16 protein-coding genes and 1 pseudogene are annotated in these 26,117 nt (G+C 46.1%); 7 read left to right on the forward strand and 10 right to left on the reverse strand.

Features of this window, described 5'->3' with window-relative positions:
* The first annotated feature begins 350 nt into the window (after positions 1 to 350).
* From QUA78_RS21195 to QUA78_RS21205, 3 genes are all read left to right on the forward strand, one after another.
* The gene (locus QUA78_RS21195) at positions 351 to 806 is read left to right on the forward strand and encodes a helix-turn-helix domain-containing protein (RefSeq protein ID WP_333302203.1); all 456 of its coding nucleotides are present in this window, start codon (positions 351 to 353) and stop codon (positions 804 to 806) included.
* 199 nt (positions 807 to 1,005) lie between these two features.
* Positions 1,006 to 2,307: a serine hydrolase gene (locus QUA78_RS21200; protein ID WP_333302202.1), complete on the forward strand. Its 1,302-nt coding sequence runs from the start codon at positions 1,006 to 1,008 to the stop codon at positions 2,305 to 2,307.
* Between the two features lie 56 nt (positions 2,308 to 2,363).
* Positions 2,364 to 3,194: an alpha/beta hydrolase gene (locus tag QUA78_RS21205; RefSeq protein WP_333302201.1), complete on the forward strand. Its 831-nt coding sequence runs from the start codon at positions 2,364 to 2,366 to the stop codon at positions 3,192 to 3,194.
* A 216-nt stretch (positions 3,195 to 3,410) separates the two neighbouring features.
* Here the strand turns inward: QUA78_RS21205 and QUA78_RS21210 are convergent, their stop codons facing one another.
* From QUA78_RS21210 to carA, 5 genes are all read right to left on the reverse strand, one after another.
* Positions 3,411 to 3,689: a DUF1816 domain-containing protein gene (locus QUA78_RS21210; RefSeq protein WP_333302200.1), complete on the reverse strand. Its 279-nt coding sequence runs from the start codon at positions 3,687 to 3,689 to the stop codon at positions 3,411 to 3,413.
* A gap of 292 nt (positions 3,690 to 3,981) precedes the next feature.
* Positions 3,982 to 5,409 (reverse strand): 23S rRNA (guanosine(2251)-2'-O)-methyltransferase RlmB, encoded by a 1,428-nt coding sequence (gene rlmB, locus QUA78_RS21215; RefSeq protein ID WP_333399007.1) that lies wholly within the window; start codon positions 5,407 to 5,409, stop codon positions 3,982 to 3,984.
* A 325-nt stretch (positions 5,410 to 5,734) separates the two neighbouring features.
* Entirely contained in the window at positions 5,735 to 6,190 is a 456-nt protein-coding gene (locus tag QUA78_RS21220) for a ribonuclease III domain-containing protein (RefSeq protein ID WP_333302198.1), read from the reverse strand.
* Between the two features lie 382 nt (positions 6,191 to 6,572).
* Entirely contained in the window at positions 6,573 to 6,929 is a 357-nt protein-coding gene (locus QUA78_RS21225; RefSeq protein WP_172186150.1) for an STAS domain-containing protein, read from the reverse strand.
* 157 nt (positions 6,930 to 7,086) lie between these two features.
* Positions 7,087 to 8,244: a glutamine-hydrolyzing carbamoyl-phosphate synthase small subunit gene (carA, locus tag QUA78_RS21230; RefSeq protein ID WP_333302197.1), complete on the reverse strand. Its 1,158-nt coding sequence runs from the start codon at positions 8,242 to 8,244 to the stop codon at positions 7,087 to 7,089.
* Positions 8,245 to 8,380: 136 nt separating this feature from the next.
* Between carA and QUA78_RS21235 the strand changes: the two genes are divergently transcribed.
* Entirely contained in the window at positions 8,381 to 9,223 is an 843-nt protein-coding gene (locus QUA78_RS21235) for a retropepsin-like aspartic protease (RefSeq protein ID WP_333302196.1), read from the forward strand.
* Between the two features lie 303 nt (positions 9,224 to 9,526).
* On the opposite strand, the gene trpD is transcribed toward QUA78_RS21235, so the two are convergent.
* Together trpD and QUA78_RS21245 are read right to left on the reverse strand one after the other, a co-directional pair.
* On the reverse strand, positions 9,527 to 10,642 hold the full coding sequence (trpD, locus tag QUA78_RS21240) for an anthranilate phosphoribosyltransferase (protein ID WP_333302195.1): 1,116 nt from the start codon (positions 10,640 to 10,642) through the stop codon (positions 9,527 to 9,529).
* Between the two features lie 13 nt (positions 10,643 to 10,655).
* Entirely contained in the window at positions 10,656 to 10,829 is a 174-nt protein-coding gene (locus tag QUA78_RS21245) for a hypothetical protein (protein WP_333399008.1), read from the reverse strand.
* A 693-nt stretch (positions 10,830 to 11,522) separates the two neighbouring features.
* Between QUA78_RS21245 and QUA78_RS21250 the strand changes: the two genes are divergently transcribed.
* Positions 11,523 to 14,513 carry a PAS domain S-box protein gene (locus QUA78_RS21250; protein WP_333302193.1) on the forward strand — a complete coding sequence of 997 codons (2,991 nt, stop codon included), beginning with the start codon at positions 11,523 to 11,525 and terminating at the stop codon, positions 14,511 to 14,513.
* Between the two features lie 72 nt (positions 14,514 to 14,585).
* On the opposite strand, the gene QUA78_RS21255 is transcribed toward QUA78_RS21250, so the two are convergent.
* Both QUA78_RS21255 and QUA78_RS21260 read right to left on the reverse strand, forming a co-directional pair.
* Positions 14,586 to 14,738 (reverse strand): transposase, encoded by a 153-nt coding sequence (locus tag QUA78_RS21255; protein WP_445302360.1) that lies wholly within the window; start codon positions 14,736 to 14,738, stop codon positions 14,586 to 14,588.
* A 451-nt stretch (positions 14,739 to 15,189) separates the two neighbouring features.
* Entirely contained in the window at positions 15,190 to 16,773 is a 1,584-nt protein-coding gene (locus QUA78_RS21260; protein ID WP_333302192.1) for a mechanosensitive ion channel domain-containing protein, read from the reverse strand.
* Positions 16,774 to 17,443: 670 nt separating this feature from the next.
* On the opposite strand from QUA78_RS21260, the pseudogene QUA78_RS21265 reads away from it, so the two are divergent.
* A pseudogene (locus QUA78_RS21265) lies at positions 17,444 to 19,126 on the forward strand (IS1634 family transposase).
* Between the two features lie 596 nt (positions 19,127 to 19,722).
* Here the strand turns inward: QUA78_RS21265 and QUA78_RS21270 are convergent.
* Positions 19,723 to 25,215 carry an AAA family ATPase gene (locus QUA78_RS21270; protein WP_333302191.1) on the reverse strand — a complete coding sequence of 1,831 codons (5,493 nt, stop codon included), beginning with the start codon at positions 25,213 to 25,215 and terminating at the stop codon, positions 19,723 to 19,725.
* Positions 25,216 to 25,623: 408 nt separating this feature from the next.
* Here QUA78_RS21270 and QUA78_RS21275 point away from each other — a divergent pair, with 408 nt between their 5' ends.
* A complete protein-coding gene (locus QUA78_RS21275) occupies positions 25,624 to 25,860 on the forward strand; it encodes a hypothetical protein (RefSeq protein WP_333302190.1) in 237 nt (78 codons plus the stop codon).
* Positions 25,861 to 26,117 lie beyond the last annotated feature (257 nt).

Consider the following 26,117-nt stretch of genomic DNA (forward strand, 5'->3'; position numbering starts at 1 on the left):
CCAAAAATTACGAAAAGTTATCAGTCATCCGAGTGAATTAATGGCTGCAGCGTAATTACAGAAAAGATCGAGCTTTTCGCATCCACGCCCATTGTGCCACGGGTCAAAAAGCCGCTCAGAAATGTGGGGTTCACAAAAAAGCTCGGAACGCTCACCGCCACGCCGAGGTCTTTTGTTAGGCGCACCTGCAAAAAAACAGCAGTGCTTCCTCACCTGTATCTATCTGCGTGCATCAGCAGCAAAAAAAGCTAAGTATTTGCCCCCACGATCCCCAGGAAAACAATTTCATCCGGAATTATCCCCAAAACCAAAGATATATGGTAAGAAGTTCCCGATGCCCCGTTGGAGGAATGCCACCTAAAGCTCACTTAGAATCCCACCTGACGGCAGAGGAACTCAAACTTCGCTACCGGCAGGCACAAAACACCACAGAGTCGCGCCGCTGGCACTTGCTGCTCTTAGTTTCCCGAAATTGGACTATCAAACAAGCAGCCCAAGTCGTAGGTCTCAACTACGACTACGCCAAAGAAATTGTCCAGCGCTACAACCGAGAAGGCCCTAACTCTGTCAGGAACCGCAGCGGAGACCGCCAGCCCCCTCCTGCGAAATCCTTGCTGGATCCTGAACAGCAAGAAGAACTGCGACAAGCGCTGCAAGGATCTGCCCCCGACGGCGGAGACTGGACAGGCCCCAAAGTAGCTCGCTGGATTGCCGAAAAAATCGGTAGCGATCATGTCTGGCCCCAACGCGGCTGGGATTACCTCAAGCGGTTGGGTGCTGACTGGCGACGGCGGCGCAGAAAGTAGATAGTTTGCAATATTTAGAGGGGGTTGATTTCCTTCGTGCGATCGCTCCCTTTATTTTGGTTATCTTAGCGCAGTGGCGCGATCGAACCATTTTAGATTTTAGATTTTAGATTTTAGATTGGAGAACAAATCTAAAATCGTTTGACTCCTGTAACAATAGCTGCTTATATTGAATTTGGTTGTGTTGAGGATGTTGAATATGCGAGGGATCAGGCCTTTTTTGTCGATCGCCAACAAGACTTTGGCAGTAGTAGCTGGCATCGGACTGGTTCAGATGTTAACAATCGCAACTTCATTCTCTCAATCATCTAACCCGCGTTCCTTAGACGAACTCTACAAAATTCGCGATCGGCTCGTCAGCGAATTAGAACAGCCCCCCTCTCCCTCCCCAGAACCAACCCTGCTCTCCCGCTTAGTTCCCGTCGCCACAAATCCTCAAGAACAAGTCCTACAGCAGTTGCAGGCGGTGGAAGCTCAAATATTAGTAGAACAGAGGGCTAACGACAACTTACAGCAAGCAGTCCGTTTAGCCAACCGAGCCGTAGAAACTACACGGCAGCAAAATCAGTCGATCGAATCTTCGCAGCAAACTCAATTTTTCTGGCATCAGGCCCTCAACAACTTGCAGGAAGTTCCTCAAAATTCATTTTTAGCTTCCCTCACTGCCTCAAAAGCTCAAGAATACCGGGAAAATTTAACGGCAGCAACCTCTCAAGTGCAGCAAGCAAAATCAGATTTTTTGGCTGCGGTTGCCCGGGAAAGCGGTTTGTCTGGGCAAGCTTCGATCGGCATTTGCAACCTTTCTAGAGAGTGCGTGCACCTGCGGGGTGATGTACCTCCAGTGAGTCCAGCCAGCTTAATTAAACTGCCGATTGCTGTCGCCCTGATGCAAAAAGTGGAAAAAGAGAAAATAAGTTTGAACAAGGAAGTATTTGTCAATCGCGGTAATTTTACCGAAGACTCATCGACGCAGATTTTGTCCCCTAAAAATTACCCGCTACAGCTACTGTTAGAAGAAATGATCGATCGCAGCAGCAATACCGCCACCAATCAACTTATTGATTATTTGGGTTCCGATTACATCAATCAATTCTTAGAAAATCGCGGCTACCAAGTCACCCGGGTAAACTTCAAATTAATGGGGGAAAAGATTATGCCCGCCAACCCCGGTTCCGGTCCCAACCGCTTGACTGCTAACGAACTCACCGAAATGATGGTGCAAATTTACAATGGCGAAACACCTGGTGCTAAACTGTTAATAGAAACTCTCAACCGCCAGTACGATCGCGCTCTGGGATTTGCAGCCTTGGAAGGAACTAAAGCTCAGTGGTTGGGCGAAAAAACAGGCCAAAATTCCCTGGTTCTGGGCACAACTTTAGCGATGAGCATTGATGGCGAAGCCTATGTGATGACTGTGATTGACACCCGCAGCAGCGATCTGCAAATGCGCCAGTCTATTTCTAAAATTGCCGATTACATTGTCCGAAACCCCAGCTTTTAACGGCTGGAATATAAAATTTATAGCTGGGGAAAACGCACCGCCCAAACAGTTAAAAAATGCCGCATCAAAAACTCAGCGTTTCCGTCAAAGGCGAAGGATTTCCCATCCTCTGCTTGCACGGCCATCCAGGTTCCGGCGATTGTATGTCCGTCTTTACAGAACACTTATCCAAGCGGTTCCAGACGATCGCCCCAGACTTGCGCGGATATGGCAACAGCCGCACCTCAACTTTCTTTGAAATGACCGACCACCTCCTTGATTTAGAAGCACTTTTAGACAGATTGGGAGTCGATCGGTGTTTGGTGATCGGATGGTCTTTGGGAGGGATTTTAGCCCTGGAATTAGCCATGAAATATCCCCAGCGAGTCACCGGTTTGATTCTACTGGCATCCGCAGCCAAACCGCGAGGAAGTCACCCTCCCATCTCTTGGCAAGATAACCTTTACACCGGTTTAGCCGGAATTATCAATTGGGCGATACCCGGTTGGCAGTGGAATATTGATACTTTTGGTAGGCGATCGCTCTTTCGCTACTTGATACAGCAGCAGAAAGCCACCCCTTACCGCTACTTAGCACAGGCAGGTACCCCCGCCTACCTCAAAACTTCCAACACGGCCACCAAGGCTTTAAATACCGCTCTGAGGGCTGGATACGATCGACTGATCCACCTCGGCGACATTCAATGTCCGTCCTTGGTGTTGGCCGGAGAGGGCGATCGGCACATCACCTCGGCATCGAGTTTAGAAACAGCCCGCCACCTCCACAATAGTCAGTGGCAGTGCTATCCAAATACAGCCCACTTGTTCCCTTGGGAAATTCCCGATCGGGTACTCGCAGACATCGATCGTTGGATTGAGAATTTCCCCCAAGCAGTTGGTAATTGCTAGTCTTAAGTTTGGAGTTTGTCAGAAGCAATTAATCACCCAACAGTCAAGAATTTTGAATTTATATCGTTGCCGTTTACCTCCGAATCATCATTTTCGGAGTGCAGTGCGAGCTTCCCGCTCCCTATCAGGGCTCGCAAGCAAGGTATAATTCCGTAGTTACCGGATTTTAATTTACAACTCAAAACTCAAAACTCAAAACTCAAAATTCCCCTGCTTCTACTGACCGCTCAAAACAGGCAACAGCCCTCCCTCACTCAGCTTTCCCAAATCATCTGCAACCGTCAAAGTAAGAGGTTTGCAGCGATGAATTGAAACACGAAGACCTTCTGCCCCTTCATTTTCTATGTCTTCTACATATCCTGCTTTTGCAGCTTCCGCTTCTGGAGCCGTCAAAAACGGCCCAAAATAGTAAATGCACCGTGGCGCTGAAGTTTTCACTTCAACCCACCAAGCCAATCCGAAAAAATTGAGCAAGCTAATCAAGAATTCTTTCATGTGCTTTTCTAATGTATTTGACGGTGTTTTCAGGGTGCTGCGAACACGCCTAGGCTTTTGTTATTTACACGTGGCTGACTGCTACCAAGAACCTATCCAAACCTATTTAAAGCTGATATTTAAATAGATTGGTATTGAATTCCTGTTTGAACTTAGGGAAGGCCCCTTCTACTTTCGCCTGTCCGTAACGAAAGCCGATCGGCTTTCATTACTTGTTCAGGGTGTGCTGCCGCTCAATTCTGGGCGGCATCCACAATAAACTACTCTGTTGTGCTCTTTTTTTCAACCACCTTTAGGAGCCGTGTACGTGAAACTTTTTGGGCCCGCGCTGGCGGTAAATTTCGTATAAAGCCATCCCCGTTGCTACCGAGACATTCAGGCTAGGAGTCTTCCCCCTTAAAGGAATTGAAACTAATCCGTCACAGCCGCGCTGTATCAAAAGGCTCAAACCGTCAGCTTCACCCCCCACAACTAAAACAGTAGGCCCAGAGAACTTGATTGTCTCTACCGAGTCACCCACGCCTGCGGCAGTGCCATAAATCCAGAATCCAGCCTCTTTCAATTCTTCCAGCGCCCGGTTAAGATTGACAACCCTCGCCACTGGCAGGCTTTCCAATGCCCCTGCTGCCACTTTTCTCACTGCCGACGTAATCCCAACAGCCCGCCGCTGCGGAATCACCATGCCCTGAGATCCCAATGCTTCTGCGGTGCGAATGATCGCCCCTAGATTGTGGGGATCGTTGAGTCCTTCTGCCACCACAATTACTGGATCTTCGCAAGCAGACTTAGCCTTTGCGATCAGTTCGCTCAAATCCAGGTATTCGTAAGCTGATACTTGAGCCGCTACGCCTTGGTGGTTGGCTTTGCGCGTGATGTAGTCGAGGCGCAAATCGTCAACTTCATCAATGATGCTGCCGTTGGCCTTGGCTTCGGTTAGCAAGCTGTGAAAGCGGGGATCGTACCGCAGGTGCGGGACAACCCAGATCCGGTTGAGGACTTGGTTTGTTTCTAAAGCCGCTTGCACCGCATGGCGGCCGTAAATCATGTCTGTGTCTGTGTCTGGTTGCACGACTGTATTTGAGGCCGTGTCAACAGGGCGAGTGTCTCTGTCTTTGTCTCTGTCTCTGAAATGGTTGCCCCGAAATTCCTGCGGGCTGCTGTCTCTGTCTCTGTCTTTGTCTTTGTAATAATTCCCCCGGGATTCCTGCGGGCTGCTGTCTCTATCTCTGTCTTTGTAATAATTGCCCCGGGATTCCTGCGGGCTGCTGTCTCTGTCTCTGAAATTGTTGCGGGCCGGCTGCGGGCTGCTGTCTCTGTCTCTGAAATTGTTGCGAACTGGCTGCGGGCTGCTGTCTCTGTCTCTGAAATTGTTGCGAACCGGCTGCGGGCTGCTGTCTCTGTCTCTGTCTCTGTCTTGGTAATAATTGCCCCGGGATTCCTGGGGGCTGCTGTCTCTGTCTTTGAAATGATTATTTCTGCGAATTTCCGGTTGGCTGTCGGAATTGGCTCTCCGTTTGAAAATTGCTCGCACGGGCATTTCTCGGGATTGGGGGGCGAAGGTCGATCGCTTTTGAGGCGCATCTACTCCGCGAGTGTCGGGACGGGGCTTGCGTTCAAAGCGGGGAGAGGACGGTTGTGAGTCCTGACGGCGGCCTTCGCTTTTGAATGGCTTGCTGTCGGAATTTGAGCGCGAGGAGCTTGGTTTGGTAAATTTTCTCATGGGTTTTTTGTGGCAGTCAAAACGATTTTTGATTTTCGATTTTTGATTTTCGATTGAAGAATTGACGGAGCAATCTTGTTTGGGGCTGTGAGATTTTAGTTGGGCTGGGGAGGAAGCATCGATTGAAGAATTGAAGAATTAACGGATCGATCTTGGGGCTGTGAGATTTTAGATTGGGTGGGGAGGGAGCAAGGATTTTGCTGTGCTAAAGTTGCTAATTAATGGCTGATAAATCCTGTTTGCCCGATCGAGATTTTTGCTGTTTTAGGTGGGCCGCCGTGCAAGGGTTGTTAATTAATCCCTCCTCATTCCCAACTCTTAACTGCTAAATCATTTCATTCTCAAGTTCTAAAAGTGCCAAAAGTTCGGTCAATCTTTCGGGATCGGTGAGGTACAAATATCCGACCAAGGTTTCTAAGCTGCTGGCTTGTTGGTATATTTCTGGATCGGCTCGCTTAGAACGGCCCGATGCGGCATTGCGGCCGCGCTTGACAACTGCTAATTCTATACTGTTCAAGTAAGGAGAGAGCGATCGCAAGTGACGCGCTTGAGTTTCGGCTCGTACTTGCCCCACCACCAATTCATGATAAGCTTGCAATCTTCTGGGCGGCATTAAATACAAACTCCGAATGTAGAGTTCGTATACTGCATCCCCCAAATATGCCCAGGCTGCGGGCGAAATTCTTTCTATTTCTGCTGGTGTAGCCCTCGCAGGATGCACTCGATTTAAACTGATATCCGTCAGACTCAGTTTGAGCCCGTCATCTGCGATCGGCAACATACTTTTTTAAATAAAACTTCCGCACAGCTTGGTTTTTCTAGTCACTGACTTATTTCGTCTTTCGTCACTTCAGCAATTATAGCTTTCACAGGAGTGTTCGCTGTCAGAGCACGAAGCGAGATATATAGGCAAAGCTTTGCGCGACGCTCGCAGTCCTAAAAAAGGCTTTTTACACTCATCGGGATGCTCTACTTCTTATACCATTTTTCCGCGTTTTTGCAACACATATTTTACTGCCCTGCCACCGGAGTTCAAAGCATCGGGGGAAATAGCGGTAACACTTGTCGCAGCTTCTGGGAAAATCGGTATTTTTACCAGCACAACAATAAAAATTTGCTATCCAGCGTTGAGAACCGGATAGCTAATTTAATCCACTTTGGCGTCAAGCATCCTTGACGTTTTTTACCGCCTCATCAACCGAAGGCTGCAAAGACAAAAATTTCTCTAAGCGAACCAGTTTAACAGTCTGAGTTACGCGGGGATTTGAGACAATTTGCAATGTCCCCTCCAAGGTTTGGGCTTTTTTGACAAGTTGCACAAGTGCGCCCAAGCCTGAACTATCCACAAAGTCTATCTGAGACAAGTCCAAAATTACGTGTTTTGGGCCCTCGTCAATACATTTGCTCAGTACCTTCCGAAAAGTTGCCTCAGAAAAAGCGTCCAGCAGGCCAGTCAAGCGAAATAACTGATAGTTATTCTTGACTTCCCGAGTGCCTCTGAGGCTAACGGTCAGGGTCAATGACTCAGGAATGACACCCTCCTAGCTAGATATGGCTTAAAGTCGAGGCTTCATTATAGGAGTTTTTTGGTCTTTTGTCTACAGTTTTTTTAGTCAGCGGTTTTGAGTTTTTTTTGAGGCAGCAGTCATTAGCGGACTGCTGACTGCTGACTGCTGACTACTTTCTGCTGGCTACTTTCTGATTGTCTCGCATTGACTGCACGAATCGATCGAACAAATAGTCAGCATCGTGCGGGCCGGGACTGGCTTCTGGGTGGTACTGGACTGAGAACAATGGCAGAGTTTTGTGCTTCAATCCGGCTACGGTGCGATCGTTCAAATTGAGATGAGTAATTTCTACTTCGGGGACTAGGGAATCGGGGTCGATCGCAAAACCATGATTTTGGCTAGTAATTTCTACTTGCTGAGTTAAACCCGCTGGATGATTCAATCCCCGGTGCCCGAACTTAAGTTTAAAAGTTTCTGCACCCAAGGAAAGTCCCAAAATCTGGTGTCCCATGCAGATGCCGAATACGGGTTTGTCCGACTTTAACAAAGCTTTCGCAGTCGCGATCCCTTCCGTTACCGCCGCCGGATCTCCGGGACCGTTGGACAGAAAAATGCCGTCCGGGTTGTATTTGAGGATTTCCTCTGGCGACGTGTCAGCCGGTACAACGATGACCCGACACCCGTAACTCGCCAGACGCCGCAGGATGTTGCGCTTGATCCCAAAGTCTAGCGCCACCACCGTCCACATTTCGCCGTTAGCAGGTTTGACTGTAGGACTGAACTCCCAAACCGAGTCCGTGGCTTCAGACCACTCGTAAACCTTGCGGGTGCTGACTTCCTGGACCAGATTCAGCCCGTCCATGCTGGGGGCATCTTGCACTTGCTCCAAAAGCTCCGCCTGGTCGAGAATCGTGGTCGAAATGCCACCGTTGATCGCTCCTACCGTGCGAATTTTGCGAGTGAGGGCCCGGGTGTCGATGCCGTAAATTCCGGGGATATCGTACTGTTTGAGGTAGTCTTGCAGAGATTGCGAGCAGCGCCAGTTGCTGGGGCGGCTGCATACGTTCCGGGCGATCGCACCTCGAATTTGCGGGCGCGAGGATTCTTCGTCTTCGAGATTTACCCCGGTATTGCCCAATTCTGGATAAGTAAAAGTTACAATTTGCCCGCAATAGCTGGGATCTGTCAAGACTTCTTGGTAGCCCGTCATTCCGGTATTGAATACTACCTCCCCGACGACGGTAGCGTTAGCGCCAAAGGACCAGCCGCGGTAAGCAGTACCGTCAGCCAGGACTAGGAGAGCGGGTTGTGCAGTTGAAAGTGACATGGCATCCTTAATTACTTTCGTTTGGTTTAATTCTTACCACTGCCTGGGATTTGATGCTAGCCGGCAATATACAGATATTATTTGAATTTGTGCAAGGGCTCGCGAAAGCAAGGCACTTATGCCGGAGGCCGGAGTTATGCAACAGGTAATCAAAAAGCAGCAACAAGTGCAAATTCTCCCACTCCCCACTCTCGGCATCTCCTACTCTCTCCCTCTCCCCCCGCGCCAGCAATTTATCTACCAGCAGCTTATGAGGGCGGGCGGAAAGTCTAAATCTATACCAAAAGGCAGTTGTCGCTGTTACGATCGAGCTACACCGTTTAATCAAACTATGGCTAGCAAATCTCCCTTGCCTTTACTCTCAAACTTATACAAGCATCTACTGAACGCTCAAAACCTGCGCCAACCGTTACTGGTGTTAACAACAGTTATTTCTCTGAGCAGTTCAATTTTAGTAGGGACTGTTGCCAACTCCTCGCGAGCAGTGGCTCAAGAAAGTGAGGGATGCTTCATGCGGAGCTCCTCAGGCAGAACCCTCAACCTCAGCCAATCAGTCTGCGGTTTTCTCCCCGAAACATTGAATCCCGCTACTTCGCGCGCGGCGGCCAAGTCTGGAGTATTTCAGGCAAAAATCAAACGCAGAGAGGCTAATATTCCCGTCATAGAAGTCACATTTAACGGCAAACAAAAGTTTGAGATGATGGTAGATTCGGGAGCTAGTGGCACAGTAATTACACCAGCAATGGCTCAAGCCTTGGGCCTTGTTCTCCAGGGAACAGTGCAAGCACAAACTCCGAACGGAGTGGCTACTTTTCCCCTCGGTCGTTTGACTTCTATTGAAGCTGGGGGTCTGGCGGTTCAAAATGTAGTTGTTGCCATCTCGCCATCCCTAGAGATCGGACTGTTGGGTCACGACTTTTTTGGTAATAAAGACATAACGATTAAGCAAGATGTGATTGAATTTCGATCGCGCTCTTAACAAGAAGTCAGCAGTTAGTTGTTATTTGTTAGTTGTTATTTGTTATTGGTTACTGGTTATTTGTAGCAACTTCTTTCCTAACAACTACCAACAACTTTCGGGTCAACTAACAACTAATATCATGTCCGATAGATCGCGCATCATACATAGTAGGGGCTGGTTTTTGAGATTGTCGGTTTTTGGCGACTATTGCTGGTGAACCCGCCCCTATAGGAATCATGGTCAATCGATCGAATATGATATAACAACTGTCAACTCCCAACTGTCAACTCCCAACTGCCAACTCCCAACTGACAACTGACTTCATTTCAAAAACTCAATCAACTGCTGCAACTTCACCCAAGATTCGCCGCTCAATAAAATGTCCTTAGCCAGAGAAACTCCTGCTGCGTGAGAACCCATAGGAATTGCACCTCCCACCTGAAAAGCCAAAGACGCATTCAAAGCTACAACATCCATTTGTGCTGGCGTACCTTTGCCTTGCAAAACATTCCGCAAAATCTCGGCGTTTTCCTCAACATTTCCGCCTTTTAACGAGCCGATCGCACTTGGTGTCAATCCTACCTTTTCAGGATCTAAAGTAGTGAGTTCGACTTTGCCATCCGACAAAACCGCCAAATCAGTCACATCACCCAAACCCGCCTCGTCCAATTTTTCTCTGCCGTGAACGACTACAGCTAACTCAGTCCCCAACTCGCCCAAAGCTTGAGCAATAGTTGATACCAGACTGGGATCGAACACCCCGATTACCTGCCCTGTAGGGCGCATAGGATTGACGAGAGGCCCTAAAAGGTTAAAAACAGTCCGCACCTTCAAAGTGCGCCGGAGCGACGCTACAGCCTTAAGTGCTGGATGCCACCCCGGCGCAAATAAAAAGGTGATACCCACGGAGTCTACCGCAGCTCTTACCTTCGCGCCATCGGCGTTGAGGTTGACTCCGAGTGCTTCCAACACGTCAGCAGAGCCCACTTTGCTTGATGCCGATCGATTTCCGTGTTTGGCGACTCGAACTTTGCCGGCGGCGGCCACAAAAGCTACAGCAGTGGAAATGTTAAACGTGGATGCGCCGTCGCCGCCTGTGCCGCAAGTATCAATTAATTTGAGATTGGAGATTGAGGATTTGGGATTGAAAATGCTCTCCGACTCGCCTGCAAGCGACTGAGAATGCAATACATGAGCCATTCCTGCCAATTCTTGCGCAGAGATGCCTTTGGCTTGGAGGGCCGCTAAAATTGCTCCTGAAAGGACGGGGGGAATAGATTCTGCTAGCCATCCCTGCATCAAGTCGGCTGCTTGGGCGCGTGAGAGAGATTGTCTGTCTAACAGTTGTTGCAGCAGGGCCGGCCACAGAGGAGAATCCGCCGTCTGGGTTGAAGCAGGAGATAACTCTGGCGTTGCTAGTAGAGGGGAATCTGTCATTTATTAGTTCGTTCTAGTCAAATTTAGCCCGATCGAGCTTGGCGGCCAAACCGAGAATCGATCGGGATTTTACCAGACTTGCCGACCAAATTTTGCGCGCCCGGGCCCAGGTTTTTGCCCAAATGCCAGCACCGCAACAGAATTTGTCCGTCCGCAGTCGCCGAATATGAATTTTTTGATACAACAATTACCCTCTTGTTGTGCCAACTTTACAGAGAAACCCCAGATCGTACAACTGCCAGCAGTCCGCTGTAATTATCTATCAGCAAGAATACTTAACAGTAACTCAGAGCACCCAAAGACCGATAAAAGTTTCCGACAGGAGTTGTGGAGAACCAAAAATTTTAGACTTTAGGAGAGCCCCAGATTCATCTATGGAGTCAATTCTTTAATCTCAAATCTCAAATCTCAAATCGACTGACAGCACGGACAGGGAGTGTTTAGCTTATACAGGCGGGTTAGTTGTTTTGGGTAAGAGTCGATCGCACTCTCACCCAAATCATAAAAATAGACTTTTGCGGTTCTAGAAGTCCCTGCTTTTTATTGTAACAACAGCCTTGCCACTAATTTATTTCAGGGTATTCAACTGCTAATATATTTCAGGGAGATTTCAACGAGCGGGTTTTGCTCGAACACCTGCAACGCAGGCCGATGGATTTGCCAGTGCGATCGTGACAGCCAGTCAAGCCTCAAACAAAGACAGACCGGATCAACTAAACTTTCATCAACAACAACTAACAACTAACAGCCCAGTAGGACAGATGAATAAACACACTCATGTCCGGGCGGCACAGCATCTTTCTGCCTAATTAATGGCTCAAGAATAACAGGCGCTAGACCAAAAATATTCAACTCAAACGCAAGAGCAGGGTATTCAAAAGTGGGAAATCAAAAATTAGGAAATAAAGCGATAGAATGCCTGAATGTCGCGGAGGCACTGCACGAAATGGAAGCCAAATATTATAGTATGTTTGAAAATGCTGTGTCGGGGATTTTTCAAACAACCCAAGACGGTCGCTACATCAGCGCTAACCCAGCTTTGGCCCGCATCTACGGATATAATTCCGCCGAAGAATTGAGGGGCTGTCTGACTGATATCAGCGATCAGCTTTACGTCAACCCCGATCGGCGCGATCAGTTTGTTTCTGCTTTGCAAAAACAGGGCATCGTATCTGATTTTGAGTCGCAGATTTATCGCCGAGACGGAACAATAATTTGGATCGCTGAAAATGCGCGGGCTGTCTGCGATCAAGCGGGGAAATTGCTCTACTATGAAGGTTTTGTAGAAGATATCACCCAGCGCAAGCAGGCCGAATCTGCACTTCGAGAAAGCGAAGAACGCCTGCGCTTAATAATTGAAGGCGTTAAGGATTATGCTATATTTATGTTAGATACAAGTGGATATGTAGCTAGCTGGAATTCTGGTGCAGAACGCATTTTGGGATACAAAGCTAATGAAATAGTCGGTAATAATTGCGAGTGTTTTTTCACGAAAGAAGATCTTGAAATCGGCAAGCCCCAAGAAAAATTAATCAGGGCGGTGGCAGAAGGTCGATACGAAAATGAAGGCTGGCGGCTTCGCAAAGACGGCTCGCGATTTTGGGCGAATATTATTGTTACTCCTTTGCGCGATGAAAGCGGAAAGTTGCAGGGCTTTTCTCAAGTAATGCAGGATATTACCGAGCAAAAGCGGGCGGGTGAGGAAAAGATGCAGTTGATTGCTTCTTTGCAGGCGTCGGAAAAAAAGTTTCGCACTTTGTACGAATCGACTACTGATGCGGTTATGCTGCTAGATGAAGAGGGTTTTTTGGATTGCAATCCGGCAACTTTAGAGTTATTTGGATGCAGCACTTTATCGGAGTTTTGCGGCAAGCATATTTCAGAATTCAGCCCGTCGTTGCAACCGGATGGACAAGATTCTATGAGTCTGGCTCAAGAGCGAATTAATATGGCTCTGCGATCGGGAAATTGCCGTTTTGACTGGCTGCAATGCCGTTTGGATGGTTCCGAGTTTCCGGCGGAAGTGCTGCTAAATTCTATGGATATCGGCGGCCAAATGGCACTGCAAGCGGTGGTGCGCGATATCACTTATCGGGTGCAGGCTGAGGAGGCTTTGAAGCAGGCTAATGAGGTATTGGAATGCCGGGTTAAAGAGCGGACAAGTCAGTTGGAAGAGGCTATTAAAAAGTTGAGTTTATCGGAAGAAAAGTTTTCTAAGGCTTTTCGATCGAGCCCAGACCCGATGATTATTACTACTTTTGCTGAGGGTCGTTTTATTGAAGTTAATGATAGTTTTCTGTCGATGACTGGTTATGCTTTAGAAGAAACGACCTGCAATACAGTACCGGGGTTAAATCTTTGGGTAAGCTCTCAAGACCGACTTAATTTTAGGCAAAGTTTGCACGAACAAGGTGTTGTTCGCAATCAGGAATGCGAGTTTCGGATGAAGTCGGGATCGGTGGTGGTGTGTTTGCTGTCAGCGGAATTGATTAACTTGGACGGCGAACTCTGTATGCTGGCGGTGATGACGGATATTACCGATCGCAAACACGCCGAAGAAGCCCTACGGGAAAGCCAGCGGGCCTTGGCGACGCTGATGAGCAATTTGCCGGGGATGGCCTACCGTTTTCGCAACGATGCCGATCGCAGTATGGAGTTTGTCAGCGAAGGTTGCTATCAGTTAGCAGGCTATTCTCCTGAAGAATTTATTGGCACTCGGCAAATTTCTCTCTCGGAATTGACTCACCCGGACGATCGCGATAATTTGTGGAATGCCGTGCAAGTTGCCTTGCAAGAAAATCGACCCTATCAGCTAAATTACCGAATTACTTCTAAAAACGGCGAATTAAAATGGGTTTGGGAGCAAGGTTTGGGGGTGTTTTCCGACTCTGGAGAGTTGATAGCTTTGGAAGGGTTAATTACTGATATTTCCGAGCAGAAACGCAGTGAAGAAGCTTTGCTGCGATCGCAAATAGAGTTAACCCAACAAAAACTTCAGCTCGAAAATACTTTGCACGAGTTGCAGCAAACTCAAGCGGTATTGATTCACACTGAGAAAATGTCTACACTCGGTCAAATGGTAGCTGGTGTTGCTCACGAAATTAACAATCCAGTTAGCAGCGTCTGCGGCAATCTCGTCCACATCGGCCACTACACGGAAGATTTGCTGAATTTGATCGATATGTACCAGAAGCACTGCCCGCAGCCGCCGGCAGCAATTAAAGATAAAATTCAGGATATCGAGCTAGAGTTTCTGCTAGAAGATTTGCCGAAAGCGATGTCTTCGATGCAGGTTGGGGCCGATCGCATTCGGGAAATCGTGCGATCTCTCAGGAATTTTTCCCGCAAAGACGATTCTCAAATGAGCAAAGTTAACCTGCACGAAGGGATTGAAGGAACGCTGCTGATCCTGCAAAGCCGCCTGAAAGCCAGAGGCAACTATCCGGAAATTGCGGTAATTAAGGACTATGGAAATTTGCCTTTAGTTGAGTGTTATGCGGGGAAAATCAATCAGGTATTTATGAATTTGATCGGAAATGCGATCGACGCGATCGAGGAATACAACGAAGGGGATTCAGTTCCCGAAGCCAAAGCTAATCGCAGCAAAATTAAAATTAGGACAGAAGTCCAAAACTCCAATGCTGTAATTAGGATTTCTGACAATGGCCCCGGTATGCCAGAAGAAGTTTCCCAGCAGCTATTCGAGGCTTTTTTTACCACCAAACCTGCCGGCAAAGGCACCGGTTTAGGCTTGTCAATTTCCTACAAAGTTGTCCAAGAACACGGTGGCAAACTGAGCTGCGTGTCTGCACTGGGCCACGGAGCCGAGTTTATCATAGAATTGCCGATCGAACAAATTAGCGATCGTTGACCGACTGAACCGGGAATTAGATGATAGTGAGCGAGACGCGACAGCAGGACTGAACAAATGGTTCTTCCGTACTTAGTATGCTAAAGTTTTAGGAAAATGCCAAAACAATAAGGCGCGAGCCTGAAAGTTATGAAAACTCCTAAATCCAAAGTCACAGCGTTTTAAGAGCTTTAATTTATTATTGATTCCTTCGACAACGCCTTTGGTGGTTCTTTGTTCAGGCATACCCAGCTACCTCTGCCGATCCTTCGCTCGATGGTTTTCACGGTTTTTTTGTAGTAAGGTTCTGCCTTCTTTAACCAATCGATTCATTCTCTAATCCCTTGCCCTTTGTTGAATTTTTTCTACTACAACTCCAGGTAGATTAAGAATTTTGGTTATTAATTTGTTCACAATCATTTAACGGATGAGGGGGGATGACTTGACTGCAGTAGTGCAACAATCTGTCAGTCCTGCCCGAGTGCGGGACTGACAGATTGTTGCACAAAGAGAGGATTCAGATTGGCTAATATTTTAGCACACTAAGTAAGGAAGAACCTGGCTCTGGTGCAAGATGTGAGCAGACACAAAAAAAACAAGGTATGTCAACGAATGTTTTGAGCCTAAAATCTTCTTCCCTTCTGCCTTCTGCCCTCTGCCTTGCCTCAACAGTCAATATTAATGCCGACCTACTTAATTATCTCTGTGCAAATTGTCGATCGAACACTGACTTGAGCTTGCTGCGTAATAACCGTTGAATATATAGATGCTTGCCTGGTTTCACCCGAGTCATGGTTCGGATAACCAGATTGTCGGCATCAAAATTTTCTAGTCCTTCAATTCGCGTGGGTTCCAATACTTCTGGGCATTCACTCTGAAGCTGCCGTCCGGCCTCATTAATTAATGCATACACTGCATCCAGATCCAAACCTGGTGGAACTGGAACATCTACCTTGGCATAGCTGTATTGTTTGGAGTAATTGACGATTGAGCCGATTTCTCCGTTGCGGATAATCTGTAACTGTCCGTCTGGGTGACGAACATGAGTAGTACGGAGTTCGATGGCTTCAACTTCTCCCTCCAAAATCCGGTCTTCTCCCTTCCCTACCTCTATGTAGTCACCCACAAGATAGTAGTTTTCAAACAAAATGAAGAAGCCGCAGACAATATCGTTGATTAAGTTTTGTGCCCCAAACCCCACAGCTAAACTGACTATACCTGCTCCAGCCAGAATGGGAGCTGGATTGATGCCGACTAAATTCAGAACAATAATTCCTCCGACAAAATAAGTCAGATACTTTAAGATACTTTTGAAGAGGGGAATGATAGTAAGACGCCGCTGCCGCTGCAAATCGGTAAGATGATCGGTTTTGAGGACTAAATCTTCTAAGATGATATTAGTAAATTCAATAAAGACTCCGCACAGGAAATAGAGTCCAATTATCTGGATGATTTGACCTGAATAATTCGTAATCCAAGCGATGGAGTCGATGTCTTGAATAATTAGAGTTGCGATCGCAACATACAAAATGTATTCCAGTGCCTTCTTCAGTCCTGGCACTAAGTGTCGAAAGCGTTCATAGTGACGCAATACATTTTCGCTGCTGGAGTAACGCAGACTCAGAGCATCCAGCGTGTCGATCAGCACAGACAGCACTTTGATGAGCAACTGCCCTAGAGAAACTGCCAAATAAGCTTTGAGTCCGACTCTGAGATACTTGGTGACGACAGCCGGTGCGTTCAGAAAATTGCTGCAAAAAATCAACGCCAGCAGCCAAGTTCCATTTGATACAACCTTTTTGAGCGAGTTGAAAAATACCTCAACGCTTTCGTCGTTGGCGGTGATCTGATCCGAGCCTTGAGCCAGCACGCTGCCCCGATCCAGCACCTTTAGTAGATAAGGTAGACTGAGCTTGACCAGCAATAGTAGGCTAATGCACTTCAAGAAGGCGATCGCTAGTTGGTTCCAAATTTTGCGGGGAATGCTGCTCAGCAAACCCAGGTAAAAGGACAACAGACTTTTCCCCTGAAAAATCAGCGCCCCATTCACTCCTGCCACCAGCAAACACAGAGCGACGCAGGTCACGAGTAATATGACCGTGATATTTTGTCGCAGGTTCGTGACTTTTGGAGAGTGATTCCGAAACCGGGTTGACTCTAGCGCTTTCAAGCTAAAACCAGCCAGCCAGTTCAAAAACACGAACCCAGCCACAAGCCCAGCAATGCCGAAAAGGGTAATGGCTATATCTACCACCATGGGTAGTTTATGACTTCCAAACATTTGACTTTTTCCTGCTCTAAACTATCTAGACTGGTAGGGAAGTACCCGACTCTGGCAATTCCCTCATATGATTGGGTGAGATAAAAATTATAGAATGAAGGCATCACACAAAACAAAACTCCACAATTTGGCGAGGTTAAGTTGCAAGATTTTAATAGTTAGTGAAGAGTTAAAGCTGACGGGGTAACACAGGGAGCTACAAAGCAGACAGAATCAGGGACATAGCCCGTTGACCCCGTTGATGCTAAAGCTTAGGCGCTCGATCGAGTGCTTTGTGATAGTTGTGAGTGCGGAATGTAGGTAGGAACAGGGTGGCAAACAAGTGAGGAGTGAGGAGTTAGAACCCACATTCCGCACCCCCAACTGGCACATAGGCGGATTGAGGGGGTAAAAGTGAATCATCCGAGACAATCTTGAGTATTTTTTACTCAAGATTTTGGTTGCGCTCGTATCACCTAGTTAAGAACTCCTGACCAGAGACGTGAGGGCATGAGTTAAATCTGATATCAGTTAAAATTGCGAGCGGCAAAAAACCAAGTTTATTACGTATCCCTAACTCAATCGCCTGACCAAAATGCGTTCATCGCGATCGCCAGAAGTAACCAATCATCACCAAAAATAGTGTAAACTTGCGATCGCGATGAACGCTCAAATCAGGATTCAGTAGCCCATGCAGAAAGCATCCCAGATGACAGTAGAAAACTTAGACCATCTGGGACTGGTAGCCGGTCTAATTGATGACCTAGGAATTGTCCAAAAAATCAATGAATTAGTAGGCTCTCAACCGGGCGAAATAGTTAGTTCCGGCCTAGTAGTTAAAGCCATGATTATCAATGGATTAGGGTTAGTTTCTGCCCCCTTATATTTTTTTTCTAAATTTTTTGAAGGGAAAGCAATAGAACATTTACTTGGCGAGCGGAATTCAAGCATCACATCTAAATGATGACCGTTTAGGCCGAGTATTAGATAAATTATATTTAGCAGCACTCAGCGAAATATTCACAACCGTTGCTTTGTCAGCAGCTCAAAAATTCGAGATAAATACTGACACAGTTCACTTAGACTCAAGTTCATTTCATCTGCATGGCAAATACGATAGAGAGTCGCCATCAGTATCTTTTTCTAGTAGAGAAATGGATAGCAATCAGTTGGATAATTTATTGCTATAAAATCAAACATCCCCAATACCAATTCAGCTCACGTAAGGCTATTCTCAAGGGCCAAGCGCCGACTTAAAACAGTTTATTTTAGACCTAATTTGTAGTGGAGATGGAGATGTACCACTATTTTTACGAGCAGCTTCGGGAAATGAATCAGATAATACTGTCTTCGCCTCAATTTGTCAAAAATTTAAACAACAGTTAAATCTCGACAGTTTAATGGTAGCAGATAGTGCATTATCTAGCGCCGAAAATTTAGAAATGTTAACTAATTTAAAATGGTTGACTCGCGTACCTCGGAGCCTTAAACAAGCGCAGCAACTGGTATCCCAGCTAAATGAATCAGAATTTCATGAAAGTTATGTGACAGGATATCGTTGGTCTGAACACAAAAGTAATTATGGTGGAATTGCACAAAGATGGTTAGTAGTAGAGAGCAGTTTGCGTCGTGATGCTGACCGACGTAAAATAGAAAAAAACCTCAAAAAAGCTGAAGTTGAGGGTCAAAAAAAGTTGCGAGAGTTATCAAATATTGAATTTGCTTGTGAAGCCGATGCTGTTTCAGCAGCCCATCTTTTATCTCAACAACTAACATATCACAATTTAACCCAAATTAGCAGCAATAAATGACAGCAAAACCAGCTACTAATTCGACCATTTATCATGAGAAATATCGCTCTAGATTGATATTTAAAGTTCAAGCAAAACTCGAATTAGATGCTAGTGCGGTCGCTAAAGAAACCAAAGCTAGTGGCAGATTTATCTTAGCTACTAATGTGATGGATGCCTCACAATTAAATCATAAAGAAATGATTGTGAAATATAAGGAACAGCAGGCAGCAGAGAGAGGGTTTGGGTTTTTGAAAGACCCGCTATTTTTTACGGATAGCGTATTTCTCAAGTCGCCGGAAAGAATCGAGGCTTTAACTTTGGTAATGGGTTTGTGTTTGTTGGTTTATACTTTAGGTCAAAGGTTACTGCGGCAAAACTTACAGCTCGCTAATCAAACGATAAAAAACCAGTTGGATCGAGAAACCAATCGACCTACTTTGCGTTGGATTTTCCCAAAGTTTCAATCAATTCATACCGTTTATCTTCAAGGACTTCAACAAATTTATAATTTGACAGTCGAACGGTTAGCGATATTAAACTTGTTTCCTAATAGCTGTAAATCTTATTATTTATTACTGTGAAGCCACGGGAGTGTTACCTATGTAAAGTAGAGTTAAATTGAATTAATTGTCAAGGCAGCAGTACGTCGCCGCGAGTGCATTGCTGAAGATATTTGCTAAAAACTAATAGTTAGTAAAGATGAAATTTGTGAGTCCTTCACAAATTCCGAAGATTGAACTAATGCCCGAAGGTCTATTCTCAGAAATGGACAACTTACTCATACTTAGTTGTGTAAAATTTTCGGTGTTTTTACTCACCCTTGCTCTCGGACGAGCCACCCTTTCGCCCGAGAGCTCCGTGTATGTGCCAGTTGGGGGTGCGGAATGTGGGTTAAAATCTCAAGGGAACTCTTAACTCGAAACCGGGAACAAAAAAAAGGGAAGAGTGTTTGTAAAGCAGGCGGTTGCAAACCGCTGTCTCAATCACGAATAAGGTGCGGGCGGAGGATAAGGGAATTAGTATATTCTTTCTTTCCCTAGTCCCAAGTCGCTAATTCCTAGCAAGAGAACCTCTAGTCGGTTCCTCGTTCCCTATTTCCCGTTCCCTCTTTCTTCTAATAACTGGGCTCGTAGTTGCGAGGCGGCGCTAATTGCGCTAAATCGCTACTACGAGATCCTCACTCCGGAATACAAATTACAAACTCCGAACCCTGTCCGAGAGAGGAATTTACTACTAATGTACCTCCATGTTTTTCCACAACAATTTGGTGGGCTATAGACAATCCTAATCCTGTTCCTTGACCCACAGGCTTGGTTGTGAATAAGTGGTTAAAGATGTTTTCCTTGACTTCGTTCGACATCCCCACTCCATTATCTTTAATGCGAATCAAAACCTGATTGTTGGATTCGCTCAGAACAGTTTGAACCGTGATTTGATTAGGTAGGGCTTTAATTTCACTAAAACTGCGCCCCTTATTTGACTCCTCCAGAGCATCAATGGCATTGGCCAGTACATTCATAAATACCTGGTTCAACTGTCCGGGAAAGCATTTCACTAGGGGCAAGTTACCATACTCTTTCACAACTTCAATGGCAGGGCGGAACTCGCTCGCTTTTAAACGGTGCTTGAGAATCAGCAGAGTGCTCTCTAGTCCATCATGAATATTAAAAGCAACTGGTCGATCGCTATCTGCCCTCGAAAACGTTCTCAAACTCGTACTGATATTGCGGATGCGATCGACTCCCTCCTTCATCGAGCCAATCAATTTCGGCAAATCTTCTCGCAAATACTCCAAGTCCATCTCCTCAATTTCTGCTTCAATTTCCACTCCCGGAGCGGGAAATTTTTCTTGATACAAATCAATCAAGTTGAACAAATCCCCCACGTAGTCTTGAGCCGGTTGCAAATTGCCGGCAATAAAACCTACGGGATTGTTAATTTCGTGGGCTACCCCTGCGACTAAATTTCCGAGTGCAGACATCTTCTCACCCTGCACCAATTGCAACTGCATCTGTTTGAGATTGTTGATAGAGTGCTCTAGTTTTTGCGCATAATCCTGAGATTGTTGATAAAGCTGTTGAGATTCCTGATACAAGCGGGCGTTTTCCAGCGAGATGGCAGCTTGGGAGCAGAGGATGTTGAGGAGGGCGACGCGATCGTGAGTGAATGCCCCCGTTGTCAGATTATTTTCCAAATACAGAATTGCCATCATTTTGCCTTGATGGATAATCGGAGTACATAGGATGCTCTTAGGTTGCTGCTGCTTCATATAGGGGTCAGAAGCAAATATTAATTCTGTCTTGACATCATCGAAAACTAGGGTTTTTTGGGTGCGTTTAACGTAATTAATGACACTCTGGGGAATTGATTGGCTCTCATCGAGCGCAATACTTTCTTGCAGAAGACAGCCTTGGCGATCGCTACAGTGGACAGCGATTTTCCAGTTCTCCTCTTCATTCAAAATCAATACTCCTGTTTGAGCGCCTGCATTCTGAATCGCCACTTGCATCAGGGTAGTGAGCAATTGTTCAAGCTTAATTTCGCTAGACAGAGCTTGATAAGCTTTGATAACCGTCGGTAAATCTATGACTGCGATGGTGGTACTCCCAGCAATTGTTTGGCGATTAGTAGAAATTAATGAAGTCTTATGGGAGGTAGTACCTTCCTCGAACGAACGAGCTTTTTCTTGTTTTAAGATAAGAGCCAGAAGTTGGGGATAGCGTTTTTCTAGATCGTCGATTTTTGCTTTCGCTCCCCAACGAGCATAAGCATAATAAGCATCTATTAGATATACCTGGGCAAGTTTGTCTTTCCCCCATGCCACGTAGAATTTAGCAGCCAATTCATTCGCCAGAGCTTGTTCGTTAAGATAATCGTTTTCTTTAGCAAGAAAAATGGCGCGATCGTAAGCCTCCATCGCCTGCACATTTTCACCCAGCACTCGGAACAGTTCGGCTTCCACTAGGTAAAATTTGTGCGAGAAATTCATAGGGGCATGATGCGCCCATTTATGAAGGGTTTCCTGGTTGCTTTTCACTTTTTGCAGATGTTCTTCTTTCTCTTCAGAGGAACCCACATCGCTACAAACTCCCAGCCGTGCTAGAGAGTCATAAAAGTAGAACATCGGCACGTTGAGCATACCCGTCACCGCGTCTAAATACTGTTCGGCTTGCCGAGCATTTTCTAAAGCTTGCTCGGTTTCTCCAAACAGGTAACACACAAGCAGTTTATGGAAGTACAAATAGTGGAGTCCGTTTCTATCGTTTGCTTGGATGTGAAATGGGAGCATTGTTTCTTCATTGTAGGCATCACCCACGAACCGACAGGGATTTGCCGATCGCCCCAGCAAGTTTAATAAAGCCTGATGAACGATTTGGGTATAATTTAACGCTGCTTCTTGTTTGAATTGAACCAGGGCATTGCAGTAGATGGCTACTTCCTCTTCGAGTCCCACAAGTTCCCGACCGATTAAATATGAATATTGAGAGATTTCTTTGGCTGAATATCCCAATTCTAGCTCTCCGGTTTCCAGTCCTATCGCGTAACCCTCTTTTAAAAGAGGGATGGTTTCTTTAACATGATGTTTACCATGTATGATGTGAACGCCGACCGTATAAAATACTTTGGTTTTGAGGTAATTGGCATTAAATAGATCGACAATGTTTAACGCCAATTGCCCAAATTCAAACCCTGTTTCAATGTCTTGAATTACACCGCTTAATACCAATCCATACAAGCCGTAAGCAAAGGCAGATAAGGGAGCATTCCCATAACTAACCGACAAATGAACCATTTCCACAATAACCAGTGGCAGGAGAAGTGGAGCCGTAATGTAGGCGGGAGAAACTAAACCTGATAGAATCCGCAAAGCTGCTTGTTTTTGGAGATTTTCCATTTCTGGCAAATCAATAAAGTCTGCGATTTTTTTACCTGCAAAAAGTGAGGCGGTTTGTTCTAGTCCCTGCTGAATATCTGCCGGAGTTGGATTTTCGGGAAAGCAGACTCCCAAGAGTTTGAGAACTGCTAACCCCATCTCAATGGCTTGTTTAAGTTTGACTTGGGCCGTATAAGCAGAAAGCTCGATTTCATACACTTTTACCTTATCCAGCAGCGTTTTGGCATTGTGCAGGACTAAATCGGCTAATTCCTCCATGTCCTGAAAATCATAGCTCAGGTATGCAGTTTCTGCCCCTAATACGTGCAGATCGAGGGCTGTTTCATAATGAGTTTGCCAGGTATCGGAAGCTAGGATTTGCCTGCCAAAACTTAAATATTTGCGTGCCGCAGCATAAGCGGTAGCAGTCTTCGCCTTGCGTCCCGCGATCAAATTCAACTGAGCCAGTTGATAACGCTCGGTTGGTTCGGCAATTAAATCAATACCATAATTCAACTGGTTGACTATGTTAAAAATTTTCTCTTCCCTTTCCGTTGTCGGAGTATTAATCAATAAAAGTTGACCAATATGGAGGTGAGTGGATTGTTTCTGGGATTCGGGAATCAGAAGGTAAGCTGCTTGCTGTACGCGATCGTGCAGAAACTTGTAAGAACAGGAGTCTGGAGTCTGGAACCACGAGTCAGAAGTATGGCTTTCTGCTTCTAAATTTTGATTACTGAATTCAAACTCCTCTGAAGTGAAAAACTTATAAATTTCAGTCAGTGGGAGAATCAACCCTGCTTGCAAAGCAGCCCACAAGCTTGCTGCCGTCTCTGAAGACGATTTTTCACAAACGACTGCCAGCGTTGCTAAATCGAATTGGTTGCCAATGCAGGCAGCTAACTTTAAAACTTCTTGCGTTGGCTCAGGCAACTTTCGCAATTGAAGCGCCATGAACTCTACAACATCATCTGTCAGGGCCAAGGTTCGGACTGTGGCAATATCACACTGCCAATACCGAGCTTCAAAGTTAAATTGAATTAGCCCATCTTCATGCAAAGATTTGAGGAATTGTGTACTGAAAAATGGATTGCCTTGGGTTTTCTGAGCAATTAATTCTGTTAGGGGCAGAGCCAACGCTGTAGAACAAGCTAAGGTATCGGCAATCAGACAATTCAACTCCGATCGATCGAGCGGCCCGAGGGTAATGGTGTTGACTGTGGCTCCGGTTTGTTGAATGTCGGATAATGTCAGCACCAAAGGGTGTACGGGACTGACTTCGTTATCTCGATACGCTCCAATTAACAAGAGATAGCGCCGATCGCGATCGCTCGTCAGAAGTTGAATCAACTTCAATGAAGCTGAGTCGGCCCATTGCAAGTCGTCTAAGAAGATGACGAGGGGATGTTCTTTGGTTGTGAAGACTTGAATGAACTTCTCAAATAACCAATTGAATCGATTTTGGGCAGCAGTGGCGACGAGTTCTGGTGCGGGGGGTTGCTCTCCGATAATCCGCTCCAGTTCGGGAATTACCTCAACGATTACCTGAGCATTTTCGCCCAATGCTGCCAGGATTTGAGTCTTCCACTGCTCAACTTTAGCATCTGTTTCCGATAGCAATTGTGCCATTAAATCGCGAAAAGCTTGGACAAAAGCACTAAAGGGAAGGTTGCGTTGGAATTGGTCAAATTTGCCTTTAATAAAGTAGCCGCGCTGCCGGACAATTGGTTTGTGAACTTCGTTGACAACAGCGGTTTTGCCAATGCCTGAGAAGCCAGCCACGAGCATCATTTCGGCGCTTCCGGCACTGACGCGAGCGAAGGCTGCCAGTAGGGAGAATACTTCGCTCTCTCTACCATATAATTTTTCGGGGATGAGGAAGCGATCGCACAAATCTCGCGCTCCCAATTTAAACGAAGCAATTTTACCTGTTTCTTCCCACTCGTGCAAACAAGTTTCCAAATCAAACTTGAGTCCTAGGGCACTTTGATAGCGATCTTCAGCATTCTTTGCCATCAGTTTGCTAACAATTTCAGACAGCACCAATGGAACGCTTTTGTTGAGGTGATGCACTGGGATAGGCTGCTGGGCTAGGTGACAGTGTACTAACTCTATCGGATCGTCGGTTTGGAAAGGCAACTGTCTCGCGAGCAGTTCGTAGAATGTCACTCCCAGCGAGTAGAAATCTGTGCGGTAATCAATGCCTCGGTTCATCCGCCCAGTTTGTTCGGGAGATATGTAAGGTAAGGTGCCTTCAAGGACGTTGGGATTTTGAATTTCTTGGGTTTCGCGCGGCAGCAGGGAAGCGATGCTGAAGTCAATCAGCTTGACTTGTTTACTGCTGGGGTTAATTAGAATGTTGGCGGGTTTGAGGTCTTTATGGATGACTCGGTGGCGATAAAGTCCGTCGAGCGAGTTAGCAATTTGAATTGCAATGGGAAGAAACTCGTTAACGGGCAAGCCTTCTAGGGGTTCGTTGCTTGCGAACACGAGACTAGCGAGGTAGCTACTTAAGGAAATTCCGCCAAAGTCTTCCATCACCAGAGCATAGTGGTTCTGGTAAGTCTCCAGGCTGTATGCCTTGACAGTGCCGGGGATCTCTAAGTTTTTAGTAATGACGAACTGGTTGCGGAAGTGAACCAGTTCGTTGAAGCGGGGAAAGTCATTTCGCAGCATTTTGATCACGACAGGCTGCCCATTTTCCGTGCGAAGACCGCGATAAACTAGAGTTCGATTTCCTGCGTATATTTGCTCGTTAATGTGATATCCTAGAAAAAGATTTGTTATGCTAGCCATATCTACGTATTCCTATTTCTTCTGTCAAGCCTGAAGCTTTTTAGAGTTACTATCTACTATTTTCGCTCTATCTGCCGTGCTATTGATTAACTATATTTAGTTTAATCTACTTTGTAGCTAAAATTATGAAAGCGCGATTGGAAAACAAGACTTAATATTTTATCTAAGAGCTGTTGATACTTGAGGTGAGACTAAGAACAAAATGATTTAGCTAACGCTGATTGAACGATAGCCGTTCATTGAAGAACAACTTAAGAGGCTAATCAGGTACTGAAGAGTGTTTTTGAAACCGATGCTTGAAGGCGATCCCCTATAAAATCTAATTTCTAGTTTAGATCGTAATTTAATGTCATCAGTACAAGTGGGGCGGATCTGGATTTAAAGCTGCAAGCAGACGAAATCGACTTGGTGCGCCAGAAGATTGCGCATCACTTGGGGGTTGCCCGATCGCAAGCTGAATTATTTGCCCAGATGCCACAACAAGCTGCCCAACTCTCACAAGTGAATCAGCTATTAAATGCCAAATTTCAGAAGCGGACAATGAAACTAGCCCAAGTCAATCACGCACTGCAAGCAGAGATTAGGGTTCGTCAACGATCCTCGCGGGATCAGGCAATTGAGGCAGCGCCGCAGGCAGTCGGCTAAGTTTTTTTTACAAGTTTTTTTTACTTATATCGCTACGCCAACGGACGATCGCCCCGACGCTTTCCGATCGCGGTTTTCATTTCGGTGAGCTAAAAAACCCGCTTGCTGAGCCTCGCAGTGCCTCCAGGAGGGGCACAAATCTCTCAGAAAGGGATTTTTTAGCTTTTGCCTACAATCCTGTCTGATACATTTACGCGACACTTACCCGGCTATTACCGGACAAAGTAACGATAGCGCTATCGCCTTCATAGGAGATA

Origin of the sequence: Microcoleus sp. K4-B3, assembly GCF_036704615.1 — a bacterium.
In the GTDB taxonomy this organism is placed as follows: Bacteria; Cyanobacteriota; Cyanobacteriia; order Cyanobacteriales; family Microcoleaceae; genus Microcoleus.